The organism is Mesorhizobium sp. M0152 (assembly GCF_040322415.1).
GTDB lineage: Bacteria > Pseudomonadota > Alphaproteobacteria > Rhizobiales > Rhizobiaceae > Mesorhizobium.
This window is the reverse complement of record NZ_JAMYTH010000013.1, coordinates 11935-34367: the sequence shown is the minus strand read 5'-3', so window position 1 is coordinate 34367 and position 22433 is coordinate 11935. Positions and strand designations below refer to the sequence as shown.

Below are 22433 nucleotides of genomic sequence, written 5' to 3'. Positions count from 1 at the left end.
TCAGAACGCTTGGCCAATGCCGGCATAAATGCCGAAATGCGGATCGCCGGGATCGCGGTTGAGCGGCACGGCGGCGTCGATCCGCACCGGCCCGAACGGCGTAATATAGCGCAAGCCGACACCGGCGCCGACCTTAATGTCGGAGAAGTTGGGGAACGACTTGGTCGACACCGTTCCGGCATCGACGAACGGCACGATGCCAATCGTGTCGGTGACGGCGATGCGCATTTCCACCGACGTTTCGAAGAAGGACAGGCCGCCGATCGGCTGGCCGGTGAAATCCTTGGGGCCGATGCCTTGATAGGCATAGCCGCGCACCGAGCCGCCGCCACCGGAATAGAAACGCCGGTCGGCCGGAACGTTCTGAAGCCCGGTGCCGACGATCGAGCCGAGGGCGACGCGTTCGGCCAGAACGAATTTCGACGCGGTATCCAGCGACTGATAGGCCGATCCCTCGCCCCTCAGCTTGAGGAAGGCAGCACCGCTCAAAATATCGTAGCTGGGCTCGGCATAGGCCAGCACCCTGAAACCCCTGGTCGGGTTCAGCCTGTTATCGCGGTTGTCGTAGACATATTGCAGCGGAATGCTGGCGATTAGATATTTGTGCTTGCCGAAGGCGTCATGGATCCGCGAATAGTCGAGCGCGACTTCCGCCGAAACCGTCTGCTTCTTGGTCAGTTCATAGGACAGGCCGGTGCTGCCCTTGATCGAAAAGTGGTCGTAGGCGTCCGGGTGTTCGAGCACTGTGTTCGCTCTAGCGAAGAACTTCGATGCGGGCCCGATCACGCCAGGCTTTTCGAACATGACGCCCGCATTGTAGTTCAGCTCCGAGAGATCGTTGCTGCCGATGCCGCTGATAGCGCCGTCGATGCGCAGCTTCTCGGCCCGGCCGAACAGATTGCGTTGGCCCCAATAGCCTTCCAGGCCGAGGCCTTCGGTGTTCGAGAAGGTGCCGCCAAGCCCGAAATAGCGCGGCTTGCGCTCGCTGACCTGGACGCCGATCGGAATATTGCCGTCGGCGTCGAGCTTGTCCGCCTCCTTGAACGTCACGCTGTTGAAGACCTCGAGCGCCAGCAGCCTGTCGCGCGCATCGTCGATCTCCTGCGGAGAATATTGCCGGCCGCGCTTCAATCCGGTCATGTATTCGGTGAAGTCGCGATCGACCTTCTCGGTGCCTTCCACCGTGGTGGCGCCATAGCCGGCGACCGGCCCGGCGGCGACCGTCAGCGTCACGTCGAGCGTCGAGGTGGCATGGTCGGCGACGACCTGCCGGCCCGTCACCTCGGCCAGCGGCCTGCCTTGCTCTTTCAACGTCCGCACGATCAGCGCCTCGGCCTTGAGCACCGCGCCAGATCCGGCGTCGCCGCCGGCGATCAAGCCGTAATCGGCGCTCATCAACCCCGCCGCATCTCCCTCCAGCCTGATGTTGCCGAGAGTGAATTTGGGGCCGGCGGCTATGTTTATGACCACCGGGACCGGTTGCGGACCCTTGAATTCGGCATCCGGCGGCAGCTCGTCGAGCGGTTTACCGTCGATGGCGATGGTGACGATGCCTTCATAGCGGGCATCCGCGTAAAGGGCCGCGACAAGCTGTTCACGATCGCCGCGCGCCTTGGCCATCAGCCCGAGCGAACCGGACACCGGATGGTCCTCGTCGCTCTTCAGCGCCGAAGCATTTTCGAGCTTCTTGACGAGATCCTTGTCGGCATCGGGTGCCTGGATGGTCACGGCATAGCGCAGGGGACCGACGATGTCGGCGTCCTCGTCGCTGGATGATCCCCATAGTTTGATGCCGAAAATCTCGAACGCGGCCGCCGGCTTCGATTCGGCGACAAGCGCTGTCGAGCAGATGATGGCCAAGAGCAGGGCGCGCGGAAGCACCCGCCCTGGCACGGTCCCTCCTGACATCTGCTCTTCATACGCCGGCATTAACACAACCTACGATACAAAACTAAAATTGGAATGAAGTTCTGAAGCGCTCGTAAAGGGGCCACAATCCAATTGTCTGAAATAGGGCGGGCTTGGAATTCACACCTTTTGCGTCGCCGCAAGAAAGCGTGATCCCCTGTCCTATGGAGGTACTACCGGCCATCGGCCGGAAAGGAAACCGTTGGCAGGCGGAACCCTGCCGCGTCCTTGTGTTGACAAGCCTGACCGAAGCTTGATCATGCCGGGACGTTTGCACTTGTCTGGAGGGGTATTATGGCAATGCGCACGGCTCGTGGTCTGTCTATCCTGATCCTTCTCTTCTTTGCCTGGGGCACGGCGGCGCAAGCGGCCGAGGCGCGAAGAATCGCAACGACCGACAATTCCGACTATTTCGGCTTCGACCTCAGGTCCGATCAGAACGTCACGCTCGACCAGTGCAAGACCACTTGCCTCGGTGATCCGGCCTGCCGCGCCTTCACCTATAATACCAAGGCCAAATGGTGCTTTCTCAAATCCGACTACAACCAGCTGAAGCCTTTCAGCGGCGCCGTCGCCGGCAAGGTCGTCAACATCGACGGCGATCCCGATATCGGCGCGCCGCCGGAACTTGCCTTCTTCCCCAACTGGATGGCCGACCAGGCCCAGCAGTACCGCGACAGGCTGCTTGGCCCTGCCTATGACAAGCCGACCGAAGGCATGGCCGCCCTGGTGAACGCCGCCGAGCAGGCGGTGCTCACCGGCGATCATCGCTCCGCCATGCACAAATACGAAGCCGCTGTTTCGGTGATGCCCGATGACGGCCAGCTCTGGCTCAACCTGGCGCGCGAGACGCTGGCCGTGCAGCCCGCCGCCAATACATCCGATGCGTCGACTTTGCCGGCAAACGGCACATCGGCGGCTTTCAACGCCTACAAGCTGCTGCGCACCACCAAGACGCGCGCCGAAGTGCTGGCGCTGCTCGGCAACGGCCTCGACAAGCGCGATCTCTACCGCTCGGCCCTGCAGGCCTATGAGGCCAGCCTTGCCCTGGTGCCTTCGCCAGCGGTCCAGGCCGACTATTCCGACCTCAAGGCCCGCAAGGGCTTCCGCGTCATCGATCACTCCCTTGATGCCGACACCAGCGCGCCACGCATTTGCGCGCAATTCTCCGAGGAACTGGTCAAGACCGGCGTCGACTATGCGCAGTTCGTCACCGTCGACAACGCGCCACCCAAGGGCGTCGAGGCCAAGGACAGGCAGATCTGCGTCGAAGGCCTCGAACATGGCCAGCATTATGACGTCACCTTCCGCGCTGGCCTGCCGGCCGCCATTGGCGAAGTGACCGCCGCCCCCGTGGCGCTGTCGATCTATGTGCAGGACCGGGCGCCTTCAGCCCGCTTCACCGGCGACAGCTTCGTGCTGCCGGCCGGCGCGCGCCGCGGCATCCCTGTCGTCACCGTCAATATGAACGCCGCGGAAATGAAGCTCTACCGCATCGGCGACCGTTCGCTGGCCCAGCTCCTGTCGGGCTACCAATTCCTGCACCAGCTCGACAGCTATGACATCTCCAATATTTCCGAGCAGATGGGCGAGCCGGTCTGGCAAGGTCAGCTCGACATCGCCGGCGACCTCAACAAGGAGGTCACCACCTCGTTCCCGGTCGACGAAGCGCTGCCGCAGCGCAAGCCCGGCGTTTATGTGCTGACCGCCCAGGCCGTCAGCGACAAGAGCGACGACGACAGTTCGATCGCCACGCAATGGTTCGTCGTCTCCGACATCGGCCTGTCGACCTATACCGGCCAGGACGGGCTTAACGTCTTTGCCCGTTCGCTGGGCAGCGCCAAGCCGATAGCCGGCGCCGAACTGACGCTGGTCGCCAGGAACAACGAGGTTCTCGGTACCGCGACCTCGGACGCCGACGGTCACGCCATTTTCAATCCCGGCCTGACCCGCGGTGACGGCGGCATGATTCCGGCGGTGCTGATGGCCAAGCAGGGCGACAATGATTTCGTCTTCCTCGACATGGCCCGGGCCGGCTTCGACCTGTCCGACCGCGGCGTCACCGGTCGCGCGGCGCCCGGCGCACTCGACGTCTATGCCTGGACGGAGCGCGGCATCTACCGCGCCGGCGAGGACGTTCACGTCGCGGCTCTTGCCCGCGACGGTGCCGCCAAGGCGGTCGAGAACCTGCCGCTGACCTTCATCTTCTCGCGTCCCGACGGCGTCGAGGACCGCCGCATCGTCAGCGACGGCGCCTCGGCCGGCGGCCATGCCGTCGACCTGCCGCTCCAAGCCAATGCCATGCGCGGCACGTGGTCGGTGTCGATCTACACCGATCCCAAGCAGCCGGAGGTCGCCAGCCAGATGTTCCTCGTCGAGGACTTCGTGCCGGATCGCATCGAATTCGACATGAAGGCCGACAAGCAGGAGATCGCGCAGGGCGAAACCGCCAATATCGACATCGACGGCCGCTTCCTCTATGGCGCGCCGGCGGCGGGCCTGGCGCTGGAAGGCGAGCTGACGCTGTCGACCGCCCGTGCCTGGGACCGTTTCCCGGCCTATTCCTTCGGACTCGCCGACGAACAGTCGGCGGAGCCCACGGTCACTCCGCTCGCCGATCTGCCGGTGGTCGGCGATGACGGCAAGGCGACCTTCCCGGTCTCCGTCGAGCAACTGCCGTCGACCACGAAGCTGGTCGACGCGAAGGTGACGGTGCGCATGCGCGAGACCGGCGGCCGCGCCATCGAACGCTCGCTCAACATCGGCATCCGCCCGCAAGGCCATATGATCGGCATCCGGCCTGATTTCGCCGACGATGAGGTGCCGCAGGGCGGCACGGCGAAGTTCAGCCTGATCGCCGTCGACCCCGACGGCAAGCGCGAGGCGCTGAAAGGCGCGCAGTGGTCGCTGGTCAAGGTCGAGCGCAATTACCAGTGGTACCGCTCCAACAATTCGTGGAACTACGAGCCGGTGACCTTCACCAAATCGGTCGCCAACGGCCAGGTCGATCTCAGTGCCGATGGCGAGGCGACCGTGTCGATCCCGGTCGACTGGGGCCGCTACCGGCTCGAGGTCGAAACGTCGGACCCCGAAGGGCCCGCGACCAGCTACGAGTTCGATGGCGGTTGGTATGTCTCTTCCACGACCACCGAGACGCCTGACGGCCTCGAGATCGCTCTCGACAAGGACAACTATGCCGCTGGCGAAGTGGCCAAGCTCAAGGTCTCGCCGCATTTTGCCGGCGAACTTCTGATCAATATAGGTTCCGACAAGTTGTTGAAGACCGTCACCGCGTCAGTGCCGGCCGGCGGCAGCACCATAGACATTCCGGTCGGCGACGATTGGGGCGCCGGTGCCTATGTCACGGCAACCCTGTTCCGGCCCGGCGATGCGCAGGAAACCCGCATGCCGGCCCGCGCCATCGGCGTGAAATGGCTAAGGGTCGATCCGGGCTCGAAGAAGCTCGCCGTCACGCTGGCGCCGCCGGACAAGACTCTGCCGCGCCAGCAGCTGTCGATCCCGGTTGCCGTCGCCGGCGTGCAGCCGGGCAGCAACGCCTATGTCATGGTCGCCGCGGTCGACGTCGGCATCCTCAACCTGACCAACTACAAGGTGCCGGACCCCGAGAACTGGTTCTTCGGCCAGCGCATGCTGGGCATGGAAATCCGCGACCTCTACGGCCGCCTGATCGACGGCTCGCTGGGTACCGCCGGCAAGCTCAGGACCGGCGGTGACGGCGCCGACATGCAGACGCAAGGCAGCCCGCCGACCGAAAAGCTGGTCGCCTTCTTCTCCGGCACCGTCCAGCTCGACGCCGATGGCAAGGCGCGGATCGACTTCGACATTCCACAGTTCAACGGCACCGTGCGCGTCATGGCTGTCGCCTGGACCAAGGACGCGGTCGGCCACGCCCAGTCCGATGTGATCGTGCGCGATCCCGTGGTGATCACCGCTGGCCTGCCGCGCTTCCTTGCGCCGGGCGACGCCGCCGTCATGCGGCTCGACATCGCCGACACCGACGGCCCGGCCGGGGACTATGCACTGTCGATCGAAACGACGGGCGATCTGTCGACGGGTGACAAGCCCCTGCCCCAGATGCTGACGCTCGCCCAGGGCAAGCGGCAGACGCTGACCGTGCCGCTGATCGCACAGACGGCGGGCAATGCCTCGCTCACCATCAAGCTCGCCCATACCGACGGCACCGAGGTCGAGCAGACGCTCTATGTGCCGATCCGTCCAGCGCAGTTGCCGGTCACCACCCGTCTGGTGGTCGACCTCAAGGGCGATGGCGGCGCGCTGCGCGTCGACAAGGAGCTGCTTGCGGCAAGCCTGCTTGACGGCGCCTCCGTCAGTGTCGGCGTTTCGCAGACGGCAGCTTTCGACGTGCCGTCGCTCCTGATGACGCTCGATCGTTACCCCTATGGTTGCGCCGAGCAGACCACCAGCCGCGCCATGCCGCTTCTCTACGTCAACGAGATGGCATCGGGTGTCGGCATGGAGAGCGATCCAGACCTGCATGGCCGCGTTCAGGACGCCATCTACAAGGTGCTCAGCTACCAGGCCTCGGCCGGCAGCTTCGGCCTGTGGGGCCCGGGTTCCGGCGATTTGTGGCTCGACGCCTATGTCACCGACTTCCTGACCAGGGCACGCGAGCAGAAATACGACGTGCCCAGCCTGGCCATGAACCAGGCGCTGGGCAACTTGCAGAACTCCCTCGGCTACGACCAGGACGTTCAGGATCGCGGCAGCGAGATCGCCTATGCGCTCTACGTCCTGGCCCGCAACAAGAAGGCCTCGATCGGTGATCTGCGTTATTATGCGGACACCCAGCTCGAGGCCTTCTCGAGCCCGATGGCCGCTGCCCAGCTTGCCGCCAGCCTCGCGCTCTACGGCGACACCCAGCGCTCGGAAGCGACGTTCAAGACGGCGTTGCAGCTTGCGAAGTCGAGCACCGAATACGACTACTACCGCTCCGACTACGGCTCGCGGCTGCGTGATGGCGCGGCGATGCTGGCGCTGGCAGCGGAATCGAAGCCGGTGCCGACGATCGCGCCGGAGCTGATCAAGCTGGTGACCAGGGAACGCGCCGAAGCCCGCTGGACCAGCACCCAGGATGAATCCTGGATGCTGCTGGCGGCTCGTGCACTGAAGGAAGGCAATGATTCGATCACGCTTTCCGTCAATGGCGCGCCGCATTCCGGCGGCTATTCCAACCGGGTCAGTGGCAGTGAACTCGCCGCCAGCCCACTGGCCATCGCCAACACCGGCAAGACGCCGCTGCAGGCCGTCGTCACCACGGTGGCGTCGCCGGTCCAGCCGTTGCCAGCCGGCGGCGACGGCTTCACCATCGGCCGCACCTATTACAAGCTCGATGGCACCGAGGCCAACGTCACCGAGGCGACGCAGAACGAACGCTATGTCGTCGTGCTCAAGATCTACGAGCAGAACAAATGGCCGTCCCGCCTGCTGGTCACCGACCTCTTGCCGGCGGGCTTCGAGATCGACAATCCGGGCCTGGTCTCCAGCGCGCAATTGTCGAACTTCTCCTGGCTGGCGCAGACCGATGCCGCCCATCTCGAATTCCGCGACGACCGTTTCGTCGCGGCCTTCAACCCCAATGACGGCGATGGCGACCGCAACATCACGCTCGCCTATGTCGTGCGAGCCGTGACACCGGGCACCTATGCCCATCCGGCGGCAACGGTGGAGGACATGTACCGGCCGCAATATTCCGCCCGCACCGCCACCGGCATGATGGAGGTCAAGGCGCCGTAAGGCGTCTTGACGGATATGAACGTGAGGTTTGCGCTGCCTCTCATTGTCCTGCCCGTCCTCCGCAGCAGCTGCTGCGGAGGACGGGCAGGCGGATGAGGGGCAGCGTCATGCTCTCAAGAAAATTCCTGCGCCGCGCGGCTATCGCTGGAATCTCCTTGGTGGCCGTTGTCGCCATTTCCGCTGCCTCTCTCTGGCAACTCGACCGCGCTTTCCCGCCGCCCTTGCCTGTCGAACTCACCGTCTCGACGGAAGTCCAGGACCGCGACGGCCAGCTGCTGCGCGCCTTCGCCACGCCGGACGGATACTGGCGGCTGAAAACCCGGCTCGACCAGGTCGACAAGCAGTTCGTCGACATGCTGGTCACCTATGAGGACAAGCGCTTCTGGGACCATGAGGGCGTCGACGTGCTGGCGCTGGCCCGCGCCGCCGGCCAGTTCGCCAACAGCGGCCATATCGTTTCCGGCGGCTCGACGCTGTCGATGCAGCTCGCCCGGCTGATCGAACCGCGCGAAAGCCGCAGCCTCGGTTCCAAGATCAAGCAGATGCTGCGCGCCATCCAGATCGAGCGGCGGCTGTCCAAAAGCGAGATTCTCGAACGCTATCTGACGCTGGCACCTTATGGCGGCAACCTCGAGGGCGTGCGCGCCGCCTCGCTTGCCTATTTCGGCAAGGAGCCGAAGCGGCTCACCGTTTCCGAAGCCGCCCTCCTCGTTGCCTTGCCGCAACTGCCGGAGAAGCGCCGGCCCGACCGCAATCTCGGGATCGCCCACGCCGCCCGTGACCGGGTGCTGACCCGTATGGTCTCGGCGGGCCTGATCGGTGAGCGTGAGGCGGCCCGCGCGGCACTCGACGACGTCTCTGGTCTGCGCCGCACCTTGCCGGCGCTTGCCGCCCATGCCGCCTATGCGATGCTGCCCAAGGCCATTCCCGGCCAGCCTCTGCAACTGACGATCCGCAAGAGCGTCCAGCAAGGGCTGGAACAGGTGGCGAGGGACGCCGCAACCAAGCTTGGACCCCGCCTCTCCGTCGCCATGGTGCTGGCCGACTCCCGCACTGGCGACATCCTCGGCGAAGTCGGCTCGGCCAATTTCTTCGACGCCAGCCGTTCCGGCTGGATCGACATGACCAAGGTGGTGCGTTCGCCCGGTTCGACGCTGAAACCCTTCATCTACGGCCTCGCCTTCGAACAAGGGCTGGTGGCGCAGGAGATGCTGATCGAGGACAGCCCGGTCGATTTCGGCGGCTACCGGCCGAAAAACTTCGACATGGGCTATCAGGGCGATGTCAGCATCCGCCAGGCGCTGCAATTATCGCTCAACGTGCCGGCGATCCGCGTGCTCGACGCAGTCGGCCCGGCGCGGCTGACGGCGCGCTTCCGCCAGGCAGGTGTGTATCCTGTCCTGCCGGTCAACGAGGCACCGGGCCTCGCCATCGGCCTCGGCGGCGTCGGCGTGACGTTGCGCGACCTCGTCCAGCTCTATACGGGGCTCGCCAATGGCGGCAAGACGCACACGCTGCATGACGGCACCGAGCAGGCGAATGCCGAGCGCACCACCGCCACCATCCTCGACAATCAGGCGAACTGGCAGATCATCGACATATTGTCGGGCGTCAAGCCGCCGGAAGGCGCCATTCAGCGCGGCATCGCCTACAAGACCGGCACGTCCTACGGCTACCGCGATGCGTGGTCGGTCGGCTTCGACGGCCGCTATGTGCTCGGTGTCTGGGTCGGTCGTCCCGATGCCGGCGCGGTGCCGGGCCTGTCCGGTTATGTCTCGGCCGCCCCGATCCTGTTCGAGGGCTTTGTCCGCTCCGGCCTGGTCACGGTGCCGCTGCCGGGCAAGCCGCCCGGCGTCTTCAGTCCCAAACGCAACGAACTGCCGGTGACGCTCACCCGCTTCGGCGCCGGTTCGGACGGCCTGGTGCAGGCGACGCCTGCCGAACCCGCGCCGACCATCATCTTTCCGCCTGACGGCGCCCGTGTCGATCTCGGCACCAGTTCCGCCGACGCCTCGCCGCTGGTGCTCAAACTGCAAGGCGGCCGCGCTCCGTTCCGCTGGCTGGCCAACGGCAAACCGCTCACCGGGATCGACCGTCGCCGTACCGCGACCTGGCAGCCGGATGGCGCTGGTTACTCGACATTGACGGTCATTGACGCAGCCGGACGAGCGGCGAGTGTGAAGGTGTTCGTCGAATAGACGGCTGCAAGCGATTCACGGAATTGGCTTTCCACAAGGTCGGACGGCAGGATATTTCCCAATACCTGTTTCGCGCAGTCCTCGAATGTCGCTAGGCTCAGCGCTGGCAGCAACAACTCTTGTCACGGCAATCCCGCTCCCCGCAAATGCCAACGCCCTCCCCATCTGTTGCACTGTCGATGTCGGCACGCTTGATTTCGGCACCGGCTTCGACTGCTTCGACCCGATGAGCGAAACGGTGCACCGCCCATTTCCCGGCAACGCGGCGGCGAACCGCAAGCTGCTTGTCGATGCCATGCGCGCCGGGGGCTTCAAGAACTATGCGCGCGAGTGGTGCCATTTTACGCTGGAGCACGAGCCGTTCGCGAACCGGCGCTTCGATTTCCCGGTGACCGCCGGCTGACGCGCCGCTGCCAGGACCGCGTGGCAATCACATTCTCCGCACGCCATTGCCGAGGCGCGGCCCGTTCCTACATAGCGGCGGTGATACAGCAGCAGAGCCCGGCTTCAGGGCATGAGGAAGAAATTTCTTTTCGCAGCGGGATCTCGTCGAATATTTTCTCCTAGCTGGCAAAAAATGCAACATTCAATGCATCTAAATTCTACCAGTTCGGTAGATTTGGCGCGGGTTCAACGGAGGCAGAAATGACCAAACCTCATTTCCGGAAACTGCTCGGCGCACTGGTCGCCACATCTGTCCAGTTCGGCACGCTCGGTTTCGCGTTTGCCGACACGACGATACTCAACGTGTCCTACGATCCGACACGCGAACTCTACAAGGCCTATGACGAGGCCTTCGCGGCACATTGGAAGGCCGAGACTGGCGAGACGGTGACCATCCAGCAGTCGCATGGCGGATCGGGCGCCCAGGCGCGGGCCGTGATCGACGGCCTCGACGCCGATGTCGTAACGCTGGCGCTCGAAGGCGACATCAACGCAATCGTCTCGAAGTCGAAAAAGATCAATCCCGACTGGCGCACCAAATTCGAAAACAATTCAGCACCTTACACATCGACGATCATCTTCCTCGTCCGCAAGGGCAACCCCAAGGGCATCCATGACTGGAGCGATCTGGTCAAGGACGGCGTCCAGGTGATCACGCCCAATCCCAAGACCTCCGGTGGCGCGCGCTGGAACTATCTCGCCGCCTGGGCCTACGCCAACGCCAATGATGGCGGCGACGAAGCCAAGACCAAGGAATTCGTCGGCAAACTCTACGCCAACGCCCCGGTGCTCGACACCGGCGCGCGCGGCTCGACCGTGACCTTCGCGCAAAAGGGCCTCGGCGATGTGCTGATTGCCTGGGAAAACGAGGCCTATCTGGCGCTCGACGAGTTCGGCGCCGACAATTTCGACATCGTCTATCCGCCGACCTCGATCCTGGCCGAACCGCCGGTGGCGGTGGTCGACGCCAATGTCGACGCCAAAGGCACGCGGAAAATCGCCGAAGCCTATCTGAGCTGGCTCTATTCCAAGGAAGCGCAGACGATCATCGCCAAGAACCACTATCGTCCGGCCAAGCCCGACCTTGTGCCCGCGGAGGATCTCGCCAAGCTACCGCCGATCAAGCTTGTGACCATCGACGACCCGCAATTTGGCGGCTGGAAGAAAGCACAGCCTTATCATTTCGGTGACGGTGGTATATTCGACCAGATCTACAAGCCCCAATAAGGCGCCGTAGAGCGGAAGACGCCCCTAGTCGGGCCTCTTCCGTGAAACGCCCGGAGCCATGACGCGGGCCAAGCTGGTTTGAGTAAGAAGGGACGATCCAGAGTTCTATGACCACAGCACCCGCGCAGGCGGGGTGGCGGTTCAGGCAGCCGAGTGTCATTCCGGGTTTCGGATTGACGCTCGGCTTCTCGCTTGCCTACCTCACCCTCATCATCCTCATTCCGCTGTCCGGGCTGATCTGGCGTTCGGCCGCTCTCGGCTGGACCGACTTCTGGGCGATTGCCACCGATCGGCGCACCATCAACTCCCTGGAAATCAGCTTCGGCACCGCTTTCATCGCGGCTATCGTCAACGTCGTCTTCGGCACCCTCGTTGCCTGGGTGTTGGTGCGCTACCGCTTTCCCGGCCGCCGTATCGTCGATGCCATGGTCGACCTGCCGTTCGCGCTGCCGACGGCGGTTGCCGGCATCGCGCTGACCACGCTCTACGCACCGAATGGCTGGATCGGCAAACTGCTGATGCCGCTCGGCCTCAAGGTCGCCTACACGCCGCTCGGTATCGTCATAGCGCTCGTCTTCATCGGCCTGCCCTTTGTCGTGCGCACCGTGCAACCGATCATGGAAGAGATCGACAAGGAAGTGGAGGAGGCCGCGGCAACGCTTGGCGCCAGCCGTTTCCAGATCATCACCCGCGTGCTGTTTCCGGGTCTGGCGCCCGCCATCATCACCGGCTTCGCCTTGGCTTTCGCCCGAGGCGTCGGCGAATACGGCTCAGTCATCTTCATTGCCGGCAACCTGCCGTACAAATCCGAGATAGCTCCGCTTCTGATCGTCATCCGCCTTGAGGAATACAATTATCCGGCAGCGACCGCGATCGCGGCGATCATGCTCGCTTTGTCGTTCCTGATGCTGCTGGTCGTCAATCTCGTGCAGACGTGGAGCCGCAAGCGCTATGGCTGACCCGGAGATCAAATCCTACGAGCCGTATCATGAGAGCCAGTCGGCGGCCGTGACCGAAAGCCGCCCGGCGCGAGCCGTGCTGATGGCCATCGCCTTCGCTTTCCTCGGCATCTTCCTGGTCTTGCCGCTGATCGTCGTCTTCAATGAGGCCTTCGCCAAGGGCGTCGGCGCTTATACCGAGGCGCTCAGCAATCCCGACACGCGCTCGGCGATCCGGCTGACGCTGCTCGTGGCGGCCATCTCGGTGCCGCTCAACGTCGTCTTCGGCATCTCGGCCGCCTGGGCGATCGCGAAATTCGAGTTCAAGGGCAAGGCGTTCCTGACGACGCTGATCGACCTGCCCTTTTCGGTCTCGCCCGTTATATCGGGACTGGTCTACGTGCTCCTGTTCGGCGCCCAGGGGCTGCTCGGCGCCTGGTTGAAGGCGCATGGCATCGTCATTCTCTTCGCCGTGCCGGGCATCGTGCTGGCGACCGTTTTCGTCACCTTCCCCTTCGTCGCCCGCGAATTGATCCCGCTGATGCAGGAACAGGGCAATGGCGACGAGGAGGCCGCCCTTTCTCTCGGCGCCAATGGTTGGCAGACGTTCCGGTATGTGACGCTGCCCAACGTCAAATGGGGCCTGCTCTACGGCGTGCTCCTGTGCAACGCACGCGCCATGGGCGAATTCGGTGCGGTGTCGGTCGTTTCGGGTCACATACGCGGGCTGACCAACACCATGCCGCTGCATGTCGAAATCCTCTATAACGAGTATAACGCTGTCGGCGCCTTTGCCGTCGCTTCCTTGCTGGCCGGGTTGGCGCTCGTCACACTGGTCTTGAAGACACTGCTTGAAATGCGCTACGGCGCCGAACTCGCCGCGACACGTGGGCATTAGATGCATGTCGCCCAGGGGGGCCGGGTTTGGGACAACGACATGCATGCATATGCATGAAACAAAGATGAGCATGCCGCCCAGAATTGCATAGCGGTTTTGGGGCAACGACATGCATCGACTACAAAAGGTTCTGTAAATGGAAGTTCGCGTTGCCAACGTGCGCAAGGAGTTCGAGCGGTTTCCGGCGCTCCACGACGTGTCGCTCGACATCAAGTCGGGCGAGCTGATCGCGTTGCTGGGTCCCTCCGGCTCCGGCAAGACGACGCTGCTCAGGCTGATCGCCGGGCTGGAACGGCCGACGCGCGGAAAGATCTTCTTCGGCGACGAGGACGCCTCGCAAAAGTCGATCCAGGAGCGCAATGTCGGCTTCGTTTTCCAGCATTATGCGCTGTTCCGGCACATGACGGTGGCCGACAATATCGGCTTCGGCCTCAAGGTCCGGCATGGGCCGTCTCGCCCGCCGACGCAGGAAATCCGCCGCCGTGCCTCCGAGCTTCTCGATCTCGTCCAGCTGACAGGGTTGGAAAAGCGCTATCCGGCGCAGCTCTCCGGAGGCCAGCGTCAGCGCGTGGCGCTGGCGCGTGCCATGGCGATCGAACCCAAGGTGCTGCTTCTCGACGAGCCGTTCGGCGCGCTGGACGCGCAGGTGCGACGGGAATTGCGCCGTTGGCTTCGCGAAATCCACGACGCGACCGGCCACACCACCGTCTTCGTCACCCACGACCAGGAGGAGGCGCTGGAGCTTGCCGACCGGGTCGTGGTGATGAGCCAGGGCCGCATCGAGCAGGTCGGCACCGCCGACGACATCTATGACACGCCGAACTCGCCTTTCGTCTACGGCTTCATCGGTGAATCAAGTTCGCTTCCGGTCAAGGTCGAGAATGGCGAGATCTGGCTCGCCGACCGTCCGATCGGGCTGTCGGCGCCACATGCGCCTGCGGGCGATGCGACGCTCTACTTCCGCCCGCACGACGTCGAACTGCTGGACGGCTGCAGCGGCTGCATCGCCGGGACCGTCGCCGCCAGCCGACGCGTCGCCGGCACGCGGCGGGTGGAGCTTGAGATCGGCGGCGAGCGCCAGCGGGTCGAGATCGAACTGCCCGTCGGCCACCCCGCGGCACAGAAAAGCCGCGTAGCCTTCCGCCCGGGTCGCTGGAAGCTGTTTCCGGCGGCTTGATCGAGGCTACGCCAGCCAGTTCTCGACCTTAAGGCCCTTGATCCGGTTGAACTCACTCGTGTTGGCGGTCACCAGCGTAGTGCCAAGTGCGCAGGCATGGGCAGCAATAAAGAGATCATTGTGGCCGATGGTCTGGCCCCTAGCTTCCAGTTCAGCGCGAAGTGCGCCGTACTCGGCATCCACAGGCACATCGAGCGGCAGGACCGGAATCTCGGCCAGCAACTCCTCGATCTTCTTGTGCAGCTTGGCCGATCCAGTTCTTGCGCAGCCATATCGCAGTTCCGAAGCCACCACGATGCTGGTGCACACGGCAGCCTCGCCTTCGCGTGCCAATGCGCTGGCGGCTTTGCCGGCGGGATTTCGGATCATGTCGCTGATAATGTTGGTGTCCAACATGAAGCGCATCAAAAAATGTCCTCGGATCTGACCGGCGCGTCATCGATCTCGGGGAAGTCGTCTTCAGGACCAAGCGGCGGCTCTTTCGCCCATTGAGCGAGCAGCGCGGCGAGACCGAGTTTGCGAACCGGCTCGATGACCAGGCGGTCACCTTCGCGGCTGATCAGGACCTTTTCGCCGGGAAGCTCGAACTCGACAGGGATGCGCACCGCCTGGCTTCGATTGTTGCGGAACAGCTTCGCTTCCTTCGGTGGCGTTGTCGAATGACTATGCTGGGACATGGCAACGACTCCTTTGTATATGCCATTTGTATATGCCGTGCAGCATCGCGATGCAATCCTTTTGCCTATACATGGCCTTGGAACGGCTGGTGCACGCGGATGCCGCCGCCAAGGCGCCCAACAGCGTGGAAGAAAATCCTAACAATCGGCCGCTTCGGCAACATTTTTTCTCGTGGTGGATTGTGGGGCCGCTGTGCATGCCTCGTCGGGCACGATCCAGCACGGCTATGCTTGAGTGGTAAAGCACATTGCATCGGAGCCTGTTTTCATGAAGCGATTTATCCTTGGCGTTGCCACCGTCGCCGGCCTGTTCCTCGCATCCTCCCAAGCCTGGTCGGCCGACAAATTGCTCAATGCCTCGTACGACGTCGGCCGTGAACTGTTCGCCCAGGTCAACAAGGCCTTCATCGCAGGTCACCCGGGCGTAACCATTGATCAGTCGCATGCCGGCACTTCGGCGCAGGCGCGCGCCATCGCCGAGGGCCTTGGCGCCGATGTCGTCACCTTCAACCAGGTCACCGACATCGACTTCCTGGTCAAGAAGGGTCTCGTTTCCGCCGAATGGCAGAAGAATTTCCCCGACAACGCCTCGCCCTTCTATTCGCTGCCGTCCTTCCTGGTGCGCGCCGGCAATCCCAAGCACATCAAGGACTGGAACGATCTCGTGCGTGACGACGTGCAGGTGATCTTCCCCAATCCTAAAACCTCCGGCAATGCGCGCTATACTTACCTGGCGGCAACCGCCTACGCCAAGGAAGCCTTCAAGGGCGACGACGCCAAGGTGAAGGAATTCATTACCAAGCTGTTCAACAACGTGCCGATCTTCGACACTGGCGGGCGCGCCGCGACCACCACCTTCGTGCAGCGAGAGATCGGCGATGTGCTGATCACCTTCGAATCCGAAACACGCGGCATCCGCAAGGAGTATGGCAGCGACAAGTTCGAGCAGGTCACACCTTCGGTCAGTCTGCTCGCCGAATTCCCGGTGGCAATCGTCGACAAGGTCGCCGACGCGCATGGCACACGTGATCTCGCCAAGACCTATCTCGATTTCCTGTACACCCCCGAAGGCCAGGACATTCTTGCCCAGAACGGCAACCGGGTGCGTGACGCGACTGTGGCCGCCAAGTACAAGGCCGACTTCCCCGAGGTCCGCCTGCTGACGGTGGAAAACGTGTTCGGGGGCTGGGGCAAGGTGCAGAAGGAGCATTTTGCCGCTGGCGGCCTGCTCGACCAGACCTATGGCAGCCGGTAAACTTTCCGCGGTTCGATGAACAGATCAGAAAGCCGGCAATGAGCCGGTTTTCTTCGTTCTTGCAGCCAGACATAGGAAATCCGGCTCCCGACGCGCAAAACGTTACAAAGAATCAACGCGTTTGTGCCTAACGTGCCATCTGGTGGCTTGTTTTCGCGAAATATCATCGCGCGATCAAACCGTCATTATTTGCACACAAACAGCCGCCAGATGCGGGTGGTTGGGGCTTTAATGGGTTGACTCGGGCATGCTGACAAAAAAAGGCAAATACGGCCTCAAGGCCCTCGTGCATCTTTCCGGGCTTCCCGCTGGCCAATTGGCATTCGTCAACGACATCGCGGTCGCCAACAACATCCCCAAGAAATTCCTCGATGCCATTCTGGGGGAGCTGCGCAATGCGGGCTTTGTCCAGAGCCGCAAGGGCAAGGAAGGCGGCTACCGCCTCGCCCGCCCGGCTTCCGAGATCAAGATCGGCCATGTCGTGCGCGTGCTCGACGGGCCGCTGGCGCCCATCCCTTGCGCCAGCCGCACACAATATCAGCGATGCGAGGATTGCGACGAGGCGACGTGCCAGGTCCGGCACATGATGCTGGAGGTGCGCCAGGCGATCGCCGAGGTGCTGGACAACCGCAGCCTCGCCGCCATGCGCGACGCCGACAATGATGATTTCCCGGTTGAATTGACATCTCAGATCTAGAGCTGGATGCATGAGGCTGTCGAGGTTCGCGAAATCCCGAAAAGCCCGCAAACCGCCCTCCGCGGCCAGTTTCCAGACCGAAATCATTGCCGATATCTTGGTGCCGGAACGGGCCGAGAGCGTACGCTTCTTTAGCCGCAAAGTCGTGCGCCCCGCCAGGTTTCGCAGATTTTCGAAGCGGGATCTTCGCGAAGGCCCGCTTGCCGTTTTCTATCTTGCCGTAGCGGCGGCGCTGCCGGTTCGCTGGTGGGCTCCGATCTGCGATCGGGTGTCCAAGTTCCGCCTGAAGCGCCACCTGCTCAAGGAATTTTCGGGTTACGCCGCCGCCACGCGCGCCGTCCTCGGTGACGGCATCGATGCGCGCAAGCTGTTCGAGGCCTTGCTCGCGGCGCGCCATCGCCGCCATCTGCTGCTTGCCGCGCACGTAGCCGCCGGCCGCTGGGCGCCGACGATCCGGCTGGAGGGGTTCGAGGGGCTGCGGTCAGCCCTGGAAAGGGGCCATGGAGCCATCATCTGGTGCGACCAGTTCACCGCCCAGACCATCATCGGCAAGCGCGCTCTGCACGAGGCTGGCATCGCCGCGCATCAGGTGAGCGTCAACACGCACGGAGTTTCCGAAACGGCATTCGGCATGCGTTTCCTGAACAGGCCGATGGTCGATGTCGAGAACCGCTATCTGAAGAGCCGCATCGTCTTCGATCGCGACGACGCCTATCAGGTCACCATTCGCATCCGCAAGATCCTGAAAGAGAACGGCGTGGTGCTGATGACCAACACCATCCATGCCGGTTCGACCTTTGCGGAGGTGGCGATAGGCGGGAGCGGCTGGACCCATCTGGCTTCCGCGCCGGCGAATTTCGCGGCCAGGGGCAAGGCGGCCCTATTTGCGATGTCGACCTTCGAGACGGTTCCCTTCCGCGACTACCTCGCTGTCGTCAGTCCCGAACTGCTGCCGGCGACGAGCGTGACTGAAGCGGGCATGGCCCCGGACGGAGCCAAGAACATGGTGCTGCTGTCGCGCTACATCCTGCTCAAGCGCGACCAGTTGCTGGAGGCGCTGAAGCTTTATCCCGAGCAATTGCTGGTGTGGTCCGGTCGCCAGCGGCTGACCGAGTTTCGGAGTGCCGGTCCGGCCACTGGTGGTGAAGCCTCATAAGCGCCGCAGCAGCCGCCCCGCGTCGCTGACGAGTTCGGCGACCGGGAGCCTTGCGTCGAGCGTCAACGCCCGCTCATCCTGTGCCGGCGGCTCGAGGATGGCGAATTGGCTGTCGACAAGGCTTGCCGGCATGAAGTGGCCCTTGCGATTGCCGACGCGCTGGCTGGCCGTGGCAGGATCGATTTCCAGATAGAGGAAGGCGATGTCCCGGCAAAAGCCGCGCAAGCGCTCGCGATAGCCGCGTTTCAGCGCCGAACAGGCGGCAACCACGCCTTGCCCCTGCCCCACCGACGCCACGATGCGCTCGCCGATCGCGTCCAGCCAGCCTTCGCGCAACTGATCGGTCAGCGGCGCGCCGCTGGCCATGCGCGCGACGTTTTCGGGCGGGTGCAGCCGGTCGCCCTCTATGAAGACCGCGCCCAGCGCCGCAGCCAGCGCAACGCCGACCGCGGACTTGCCGCAGCCGGCGACGCCCATCACCACGATGGCTGGAGGTAGCGAGCCCGGGGCGCCCGCCGGCGCCTGTGATGTCTCTTCGCCCACGATCAGCGGCTCGCCGGCGCGCGGCCGTAGAGCAGCAGCATGGCGACGATGACGACGCCATAGATGATCTGCCGGCCCGCTTCCGGCATCTGCATGACCGACAGGATGGATTGCAGGAGCGTGATCAGGATGACGCCGGCCACCGTACCGAGATAGGAGCCTCGCCCGCCGAGGATCGAGGTGCCGCCAAGCACGACGGCGGCGATCGACGGCAGGAGATAGGCATCGCCCATCGACTGCGCCGCCTTGGAGGCATAGCCGGCCAGAAGCACGCCCCCAAAGGCGGAGAGCCCTCCGGACACGGCGAAGGCGATCATTACCACACGCCGCGTGTCGATGCCGGAGAGATAGGCGGCGCGTTCGCGGTTGCCGATGCCGTAGACGGTGCGGCCGAAGCCGGTGCGGGTCAGCACGAACACCATCGCCGCGCCTATCAACGCCCAGATGATGACCGCATTGGGCACGCCCGGAATGGCAAAGCCGGTCGCCAGATAACGCATCGCGCCGGTCGCCGAATCCTGTGGCGAGAAGCCGCCGGTATAGACCACCATCAGGCCCTGCGCGACGGCGTTTGTGGCAAGCGTGATGATCATCGAGGGGATGCGCAGATAAGCGACCCCGATGCCGTTGACGATGCCGATCAGCACGCCGCAGAAGATGCCGAACGGGATGGCCAGCACCACGCCGGCGGGACCGTAGGCGGCCGCGGCGCAAGCCATCATAGCACCCGCCGCCACCGACCACGGCACCGACAAGTCAATCTGGCCGAGCAGGACGACCAGCATCATGCCGGTGGCGATGACGCCGAGAAACGAGGCTACCTTGAGCTGCTGCAAGAGATATTCAGGCGACAGGAAGCTGCGCGAATAGAGGCTGCCCAGCAACAACAGCAGCACGATGCACGCAAAGGCGGTCAGCACCGCCGGGTCGGCGCGGCGGATAAACCTGGGCATGCGGCCGGCAATGCCGCCAAATGTCGTTTCGCTCACAGGAACCACTCCAGCCGATTACGAACACGAAACAGGGCGAAGGCGCCGAGACTGACGGCGACCAGAAGGATAACCCCCTGGAACAGCGGCTGCCAGAGCGGATCGAAATCGAAGACGAACAGGAGATCGCCGATGGTGCGGAAGGCGAGCGCGCCGAAGATCGCGCCGATGGCGCTGCCCTTGCCACCGAACAGCGAGACGCCGCCCAGCACCACGGCGGCGATCGAGAACAGCGTGTAGGCGTTGCCGCTGGCATAGGCCGCCTCGCCAGTATAGGTGAAGAAGGTCAGGAACAGGCCGCCGATCGCCGCCAGCAGCCCAGCCAATGTGTAGGCAGCGAACTTGCCGCGCCGGATCGGCACGCCGGACATGTAGGCCGCCGTTTCCGACGACCCCGCCGCATAAGCCGCACGGCCGAGCACCGAGCGGCTGAACGGTACCCAGATCGCCAGCACGATGGCCAGCAGCGCGACGAGGCTCGCCGGCACCACGTCGAACACGCGTCCGGTCAATGCGTCGGCCAGATCCTCGTTGACCGAACCGCCCGGGAAAGGCCGCAGCAGGAGGCCGATGCCGTAATAGACGGTGCCCGTCGCTATGGTGGCGACGATCGGCTGCAGCCGTCCATAGATGACGATGGCTCCATTGATCGCCCCGCACAGCAGGCCGACCGCGAGCACGGCCAGCACGCCAAGCGTCGTCTGCATCGGCGTGCCGACCACCAGCCAGGACGCCAGGCAGTTGGTGAGCAGGAAGATCATGCCGACAGAGAGGTCGATGCCGGCGGTGATCACCACCAGCGTCTGCGCCATGGCGACAAAGGCGAGCAGCACTCCCTTGTTCGCCGCCGTCTGCACGACATTGGCGGTAAAGCCGGCCGGATGGTTCGAGGTGTAGATGACGAACATGACGATGAAGATGCCAAGCGCCAGCAGGGTTCCTCGCTGCTCGGCCAGCCAGTAGCGCCAATCCTTCACGCGTCTGCTCCCAGGCCCACCGGGCTCTCCTCGCCATGGATGTTGAGCGCGCTCGATATCAGCGCCCGCTCGGTGATCTCGGCGCCGACCAGCTCGCGCTTGACCGCCCCGTCATAGAGCACGAGCACGCGGTCGCAGCAGCCGATCAGCTCGTCGTAATCGGTCGAATAGAACAGGATCGCGGCGCCCGCGTCCGCCAGCTTGCGCATCAATTGATAAAGTTCCTGCTTGGTGCCGACATCGATGCCGCGCGTCGGGTCGTTGAGCAGGATGATGCGCGGCTGGCGCATCAGCCATTTGGCGATGACCACCTTCTGCTGGTTGCCGCCCGACAGCGCGCCGACCGGAATGTCGAGACCCGCCGTCTTGATGGCCAGCAGGCCGACCATGTCGTCGATCAGCCGCTGCTCCGCGGCGCGGTCGATGATGCCGCCTTTCGACAGCCTGTCGAGTGCCGCGAAGGACAGGTTCTCGCGCACCGTCATCGGCAGCATCAGGCCTTCGGTCTTGCGGTCCTCGGGAATGAGCGCCATGCCGATACCGTCCTCCCGCGCGGCGGCGGGACTGGCGATCGCCACCGGCTTGCCGTCGATCAGGACCTGGCCGGACAGGCCGCGCAGCACGCCGAAGAACGCAAGCAGCAGCTCGCGCTGGCCCTGGCCGTCGAGGCCGCCGAGACCGACCACCTCGCCTGCCCTGACGGTCAGCGAGATGTCGTGCAGCCGGTCGGCCCAGGAGAGCTTGCGGGCCTCGAGCCTGGGGGTGGCGCCGGCAGGTGCCTGCGCCGGCTTGGACGGAAAGATATGGCTGTATTCGCGGCCGATCATCAATTCGACCACCTCATTGTCGCTCTTCGAGCCGGCCTTGTAGCTGGCGACGTTGCGCCCGTTGCGGAAAACCGTGCACTGGTCGGCAAGCTCCGCGATCTCGTTCATCCGGTGCGAGATGTAGAGCAGCGCCAGCCCTTCCGAGCGTAGCCGTTTCAGCACGCCAAATATCTTGGAGACATCCGCTGCCGTCAGCGCCGAGGTCGCCTCGTCGAGGATCAGAATGCGCGGCTTGCGGGCCAAGGCCTTGGCGATTTCGACCATCTGCCGGCGCGACAGCGGCAGGTCCTTGACCAGCGCCAGCGGATGAATGTCGGATGCGCCGGCTCGCGCCAGCGCGTCCTCGGCGATGCGGCGCTGCGCCTTGCGGTCGATCATGCCGAAACGTTTGGGCGGGTCGGAAATGACGATGTTGTCGGCGACGCTGAGCTCGGGGATGAGCGACAGTTCCTGGAAGATGCAGACGATGCCGGCCTTGTTAGCGGCACCCGGCGAGGCAAAGGTCACCTCGTGTCCGTCCAGCATCATGCGGCCCTCGTCGGGCGCCACCACGCCCGCCATGACCTTGATCAGCGTCGATTTGCCAGCGCCGTTTTCGCCGAGGACAGCGTGAATGCTGCCGGACGTGACCGAAAGTTCGGCCTTTTCCAACGCACGAACACCGCCATAGCGCTTGGATATGCCTTCCATCCGGAAGAGCGGAACCGCACCGTCCATCGGCCCTCCCGAGGCACTTTGACTACTTGG

Annotated in this window: 17 protein-coding genes; 10 read left to right on the top strand and 7 right to left on the bottom strand. The window is 63.9% G+C overall.

Features of this window, described 5'->3' with window-relative positions; all coding sequences use genetic code 11:
* Window positions 1–1929: an autotransporter assembly complex protein TamA gene (locus tag NKJ26_RS15395; protein ID WP_352696049.1), complete on the bottom strand. Its 1929-nt coding sequence runs from the start codon at window positions 1927–1929 to the stop codon at window positions 1–3.
* A 273-nt stretch (window positions 1930–2202) separates the two neighbouring features.
* Between NKJ26_RS15395 and NKJ26_RS15390 the strand changes: the two genes are divergently transcribed.
* The 7 genes from NKJ26_RS15390 (at window position 2203) to NKJ26_RS15360 (ending at window position 14565) form a co-directional block, all read left to right on the top strand.
* Complete coding sequence (locus tag NKJ26_RS15390; protein ID WP_352696048.1) at window positions 2203–7683, top strand: alpha-2-macroglobulin family protein; 5481 nt, start codon at window positions 2203–2205, stop codon at window positions 7681–7683.
* Between the two features lie 107 nt (window positions 7684–7790).
* Window positions 7791–9881 (top strand): penicillin-binding protein 1C, encoded by a 2091-nt coding sequence (gene pbpC / locus NKJ26_RS15385; RefSeq protein ID WP_352696047.1) that lies wholly within the window; start codon window positions 7791–7793, stop codon window positions 9879–9881.
* 85 nt (window positions 9882–9966) lie between these two features.
* Window positions 9967–10284, top strand: a complete 318-nt coding sequence (locus NKJ26_RS15380; protein WP_352696046.1) for a M15 family metallopeptidase — start codon at window positions 9967–9969, stop codon at window positions 10282–10284.
* A 242-nt stretch (window positions 10285–10526) separates the two neighbouring features.
* Window positions 10527–11552 carry a sulfate ABC transporter substrate-binding protein gene (locus NKJ26_RS15375; RefSeq protein ID WP_352696045.1) on the top strand — a complete coding sequence of 342 codons (1026 nt, stop codon included), beginning with the start codon at window positions 10527–10529 and terminating at the stop codon, window positions 11550–11552.
* A 107-nt stretch (window positions 11553–11659) separates the two neighbouring features.
* Window positions 11660–12511, top strand: a complete 852-nt coding sequence (gene cysT, locus NKJ26_RS15370) for a sulfate ABC transporter permease subunit CysT (RefSeq protein ID WP_352600744.1) — start codon at window positions 11660–11662, stop codon at window positions 12509–12511.
* Window positions 12504–13388 (top strand): sulfate ABC transporter permease subunit CysW, encoded by an 885-nt coding sequence (gene cysW, locus NKJ26_RS15365; protein WP_352600742.1) that lies wholly within the window; start codon window positions 12504–12506, stop codon window positions 13386–13388. Before cysT ends, cysW begins: the two co-directional genes overlap by 8 nt.
* A 136-nt stretch (window positions 13389–13524) precedes the next feature.
* On the top strand, window positions 13525–14565 hold the full coding sequence (locus NKJ26_RS15360; protein WP_352696044.1) for a sulfate/molybdate ABC transporter ATP-binding protein: 1041 nt from the start codon (window positions 13525–13527) through the stop codon (window positions 14563–14565).
* Window positions 14566–14571: 6 nt separating this feature from the next.
* Here the strand turns inward: NKJ26_RS15360 and NKJ26_RS15355 are convergent, their stop codons facing one another.
* Window positions 14572–14970, bottom strand: a complete 399-nt coding sequence (locus NKJ26_RS15355) for a type II toxin-antitoxin system VapC family toxin (protein WP_352600876.1) — start codon at window positions 14968–14970, stop codon at window positions 14572–14574.
* Complete coding sequence (locus NKJ26_RS15350; RefSeq protein ID WP_352696043.1) at window positions 14970–15242, bottom strand: antitoxin; 273 nt, start codon at window positions 15240–15242, stop codon at window positions 14970–14972. Before NKJ26_RS15350 ends, NKJ26_RS15355 begins: the two co-directional genes overlap by 1 nt.
* A gap of 268 nt (window positions 15243–15510) precedes the next feature.
* On the opposite strand from NKJ26_RS15350, the gene NKJ26_RS15345 reads away from it, so the two are divergent.
* The 3 genes from NKJ26_RS15345 to NKJ26_RS15335 all read left to right on the top strand — a co-directional run bounded on the left by NKJ26_RS15345 (window position 15511) and on the right by NKJ26_RS15335 (window position 18350).
* Window positions 15511–16497, top strand: a complete 987-nt coding sequence (locus NKJ26_RS15345) for a sulfate ABC transporter substrate-binding protein (RefSeq protein ID WP_352696042.1) — start codon at window positions 15511–15513, stop codon at window positions 16495–16497.
* Window positions 16498–16744: 247 nt separating this feature from the next.
* Complete coding sequence (locus NKJ26_RS15340; protein WP_013530871.1) at window positions 16745–17194, top strand: RrF2 family transcriptional regulator; 450 nt, start codon at window positions 16745–16747, stop codon at window positions 17192–17194.
* A gap of 10 nt (window positions 17195–17204) precedes the next feature.
* On the top strand, window positions 17205–18350 hold the full coding sequence (locus tag NKJ26_RS15335; RefSeq protein WP_352696041.1) for a hypothetical protein: 1146 nt from the start codon (window positions 17205–17207) through the stop codon (window positions 18348–18350).
* Here NKJ26_RS15335 and NKJ26_RS15330 read toward each other — a convergent pair.
* The 4 genes from NKJ26_RS15330 to NKJ26_RS15315 all read right to left on the bottom strand — a co-directional run bounded on the left by NKJ26_RS15330 (window position 18345) and on the right by NKJ26_RS15315 (window position 22403).
* Entirely contained in the window at window positions 18345–18827 is a 483-nt protein-coding gene (locus tag NKJ26_RS15330; protein WP_502903114.1) for a gluconokinase, read from the bottom strand. The genes NKJ26_RS15335 and NKJ26_RS15330 overlap by 6 nt on opposite strands.
* Before the next feature lie 68 nt (window positions 18828–18895).
* Entirely contained in the window at window positions 18896–19882 is a 987-nt protein-coding gene (locus NKJ26_RS15325) for an ABC transporter permease (protein ID WP_352696039.1), read from the bottom strand.
* Complete coding sequence (locus NKJ26_RS15320) at window positions 19879–20859, bottom strand: ABC transporter permease (RefSeq protein WP_352696038.1); 981 nt, start codon at window positions 20857–20859, stop codon at window positions 19879–19881. The genes NKJ26_RS15325 and NKJ26_RS15320 overlap by 4 nt, the downstream gene beginning before the upstream one ends.
* On the bottom strand, window positions 20856–22403 hold the full coding sequence (locus NKJ26_RS15315) for a sugar ABC transporter ATP-binding protein (RefSeq protein WP_352696037.1): 1548 nt from the start codon (window positions 22401–22403) through the stop codon (window positions 20856–20858). The genes NKJ26_RS15320 and NKJ26_RS15315 overlap by 4 nt, the downstream gene beginning before the upstream one ends.
* Window positions 22404–22433: the final 30 nt, after the last annotated feature.

Bases quoted from the DNA above. Each gene is read 5' to 3' on its own strand.
- NKJ26_RS15330 (WP_502903114.1), bottom strand. From the start codon at position 18,827: ATGGGCGTCGCCGGCTGCGGCAAGTCCGCGGTCGGCGTTGCGCTGGCT.
- NKJ26_RS15345 (WP_352696042.1), top strand. From the start codon at position 15,511: ATGAAGCGATTTATCCTTGGCGTTGCCACCGTCGCCGGCCTGTTCCTC.
- NKJ26_RS15355 (WP_352600876.1), bottom strand. From the start codon at position 14,970: ATGCGCTTCATGTTGGACACCAACATTATCAGCGACATGATCCGAAAT.
- NKJ26_RS15340 (WP_013530871.1), top strand. From the start codon at position 16,745: ATGCTGACAAAAAAAGGCAAATACGGCCTCAAGGCCCTCGTGCATCTT.
- NKJ26_RS15350 (WP_352696043.1), bottom strand. From the start codon at position 15,242: ATGTCCCAGCATAGTCATTCGACAACGCCACCGAAGGAAGCGAAGCTG.
- NKJ26_RS15360 (WP_352696044.1), top strand. From the start codon at position 13,525: ATGGAAGTTCGCGTTGCCAACGTGCGCAAGGAGTTCGAGCGGTTTCCG.
- NKJ26_RS15390 (WP_352696048.1), top strand. From the start codon at position 2,203: ATGGCAATGCGCACGGCTCGTGGTCTGTCTATCCTGATCCTTCTCTTC.
- NKJ26_RS15395 (WP_352696049.1), bottom strand. From the start codon at position 1,929: ATGCCGGCGTATGAAGAGCAGATGTCAGGAGGGACCGTGCCAGGGCGG.
- cysT (WP_352600744.1), top strand. From the start codon at position 11,660: ATGACCACAGCACCCGCGCAGGCGGGGTGGCGGTTCAGGCAGCCGAGT.
- NKJ26_RS15315 (WP_352696037.1), bottom strand. From the start codon at position 22,403: ATGGACGGTGCGGTTCCGCTCTTCCGGATGGAAGGCATATCCAAGCGC.
- NKJ26_RS15335 (WP_352696041.1), top strand. From the start codon at position 17,205: ATGAGGCTGTCGAGGTTCGCGAAATCCCGAAAAGCCCGCAAACCGCCC.
- cysW (WP_352600742.1), top strand. From the start codon at position 12,504: ATGGCTGACCCGGAGATCAAATCCTACGAGCCGTATCATGAGAGCCAG.
- NKJ26_RS15380 (WP_352696046.1), top strand. From the start codon at position 9,967: ATGTCGCTAGGCTCAGCGCTGGCAGCAACAACTCTTGTCACGGCAATC.
- pbpC (WP_352696047.1), top strand. From the start codon at position 7,791: ATGCTCTCAAGAAAATTCCTGCGCCGCGCGGCTATCGCTGGAATCTCC.
- NKJ26_RS15375 (WP_352696045.1), top strand. From the start codon at position 10,527: ATGACCAAACCTCATTTCCGGAAACTGCTCGGCGCACTGGTCGCCACA.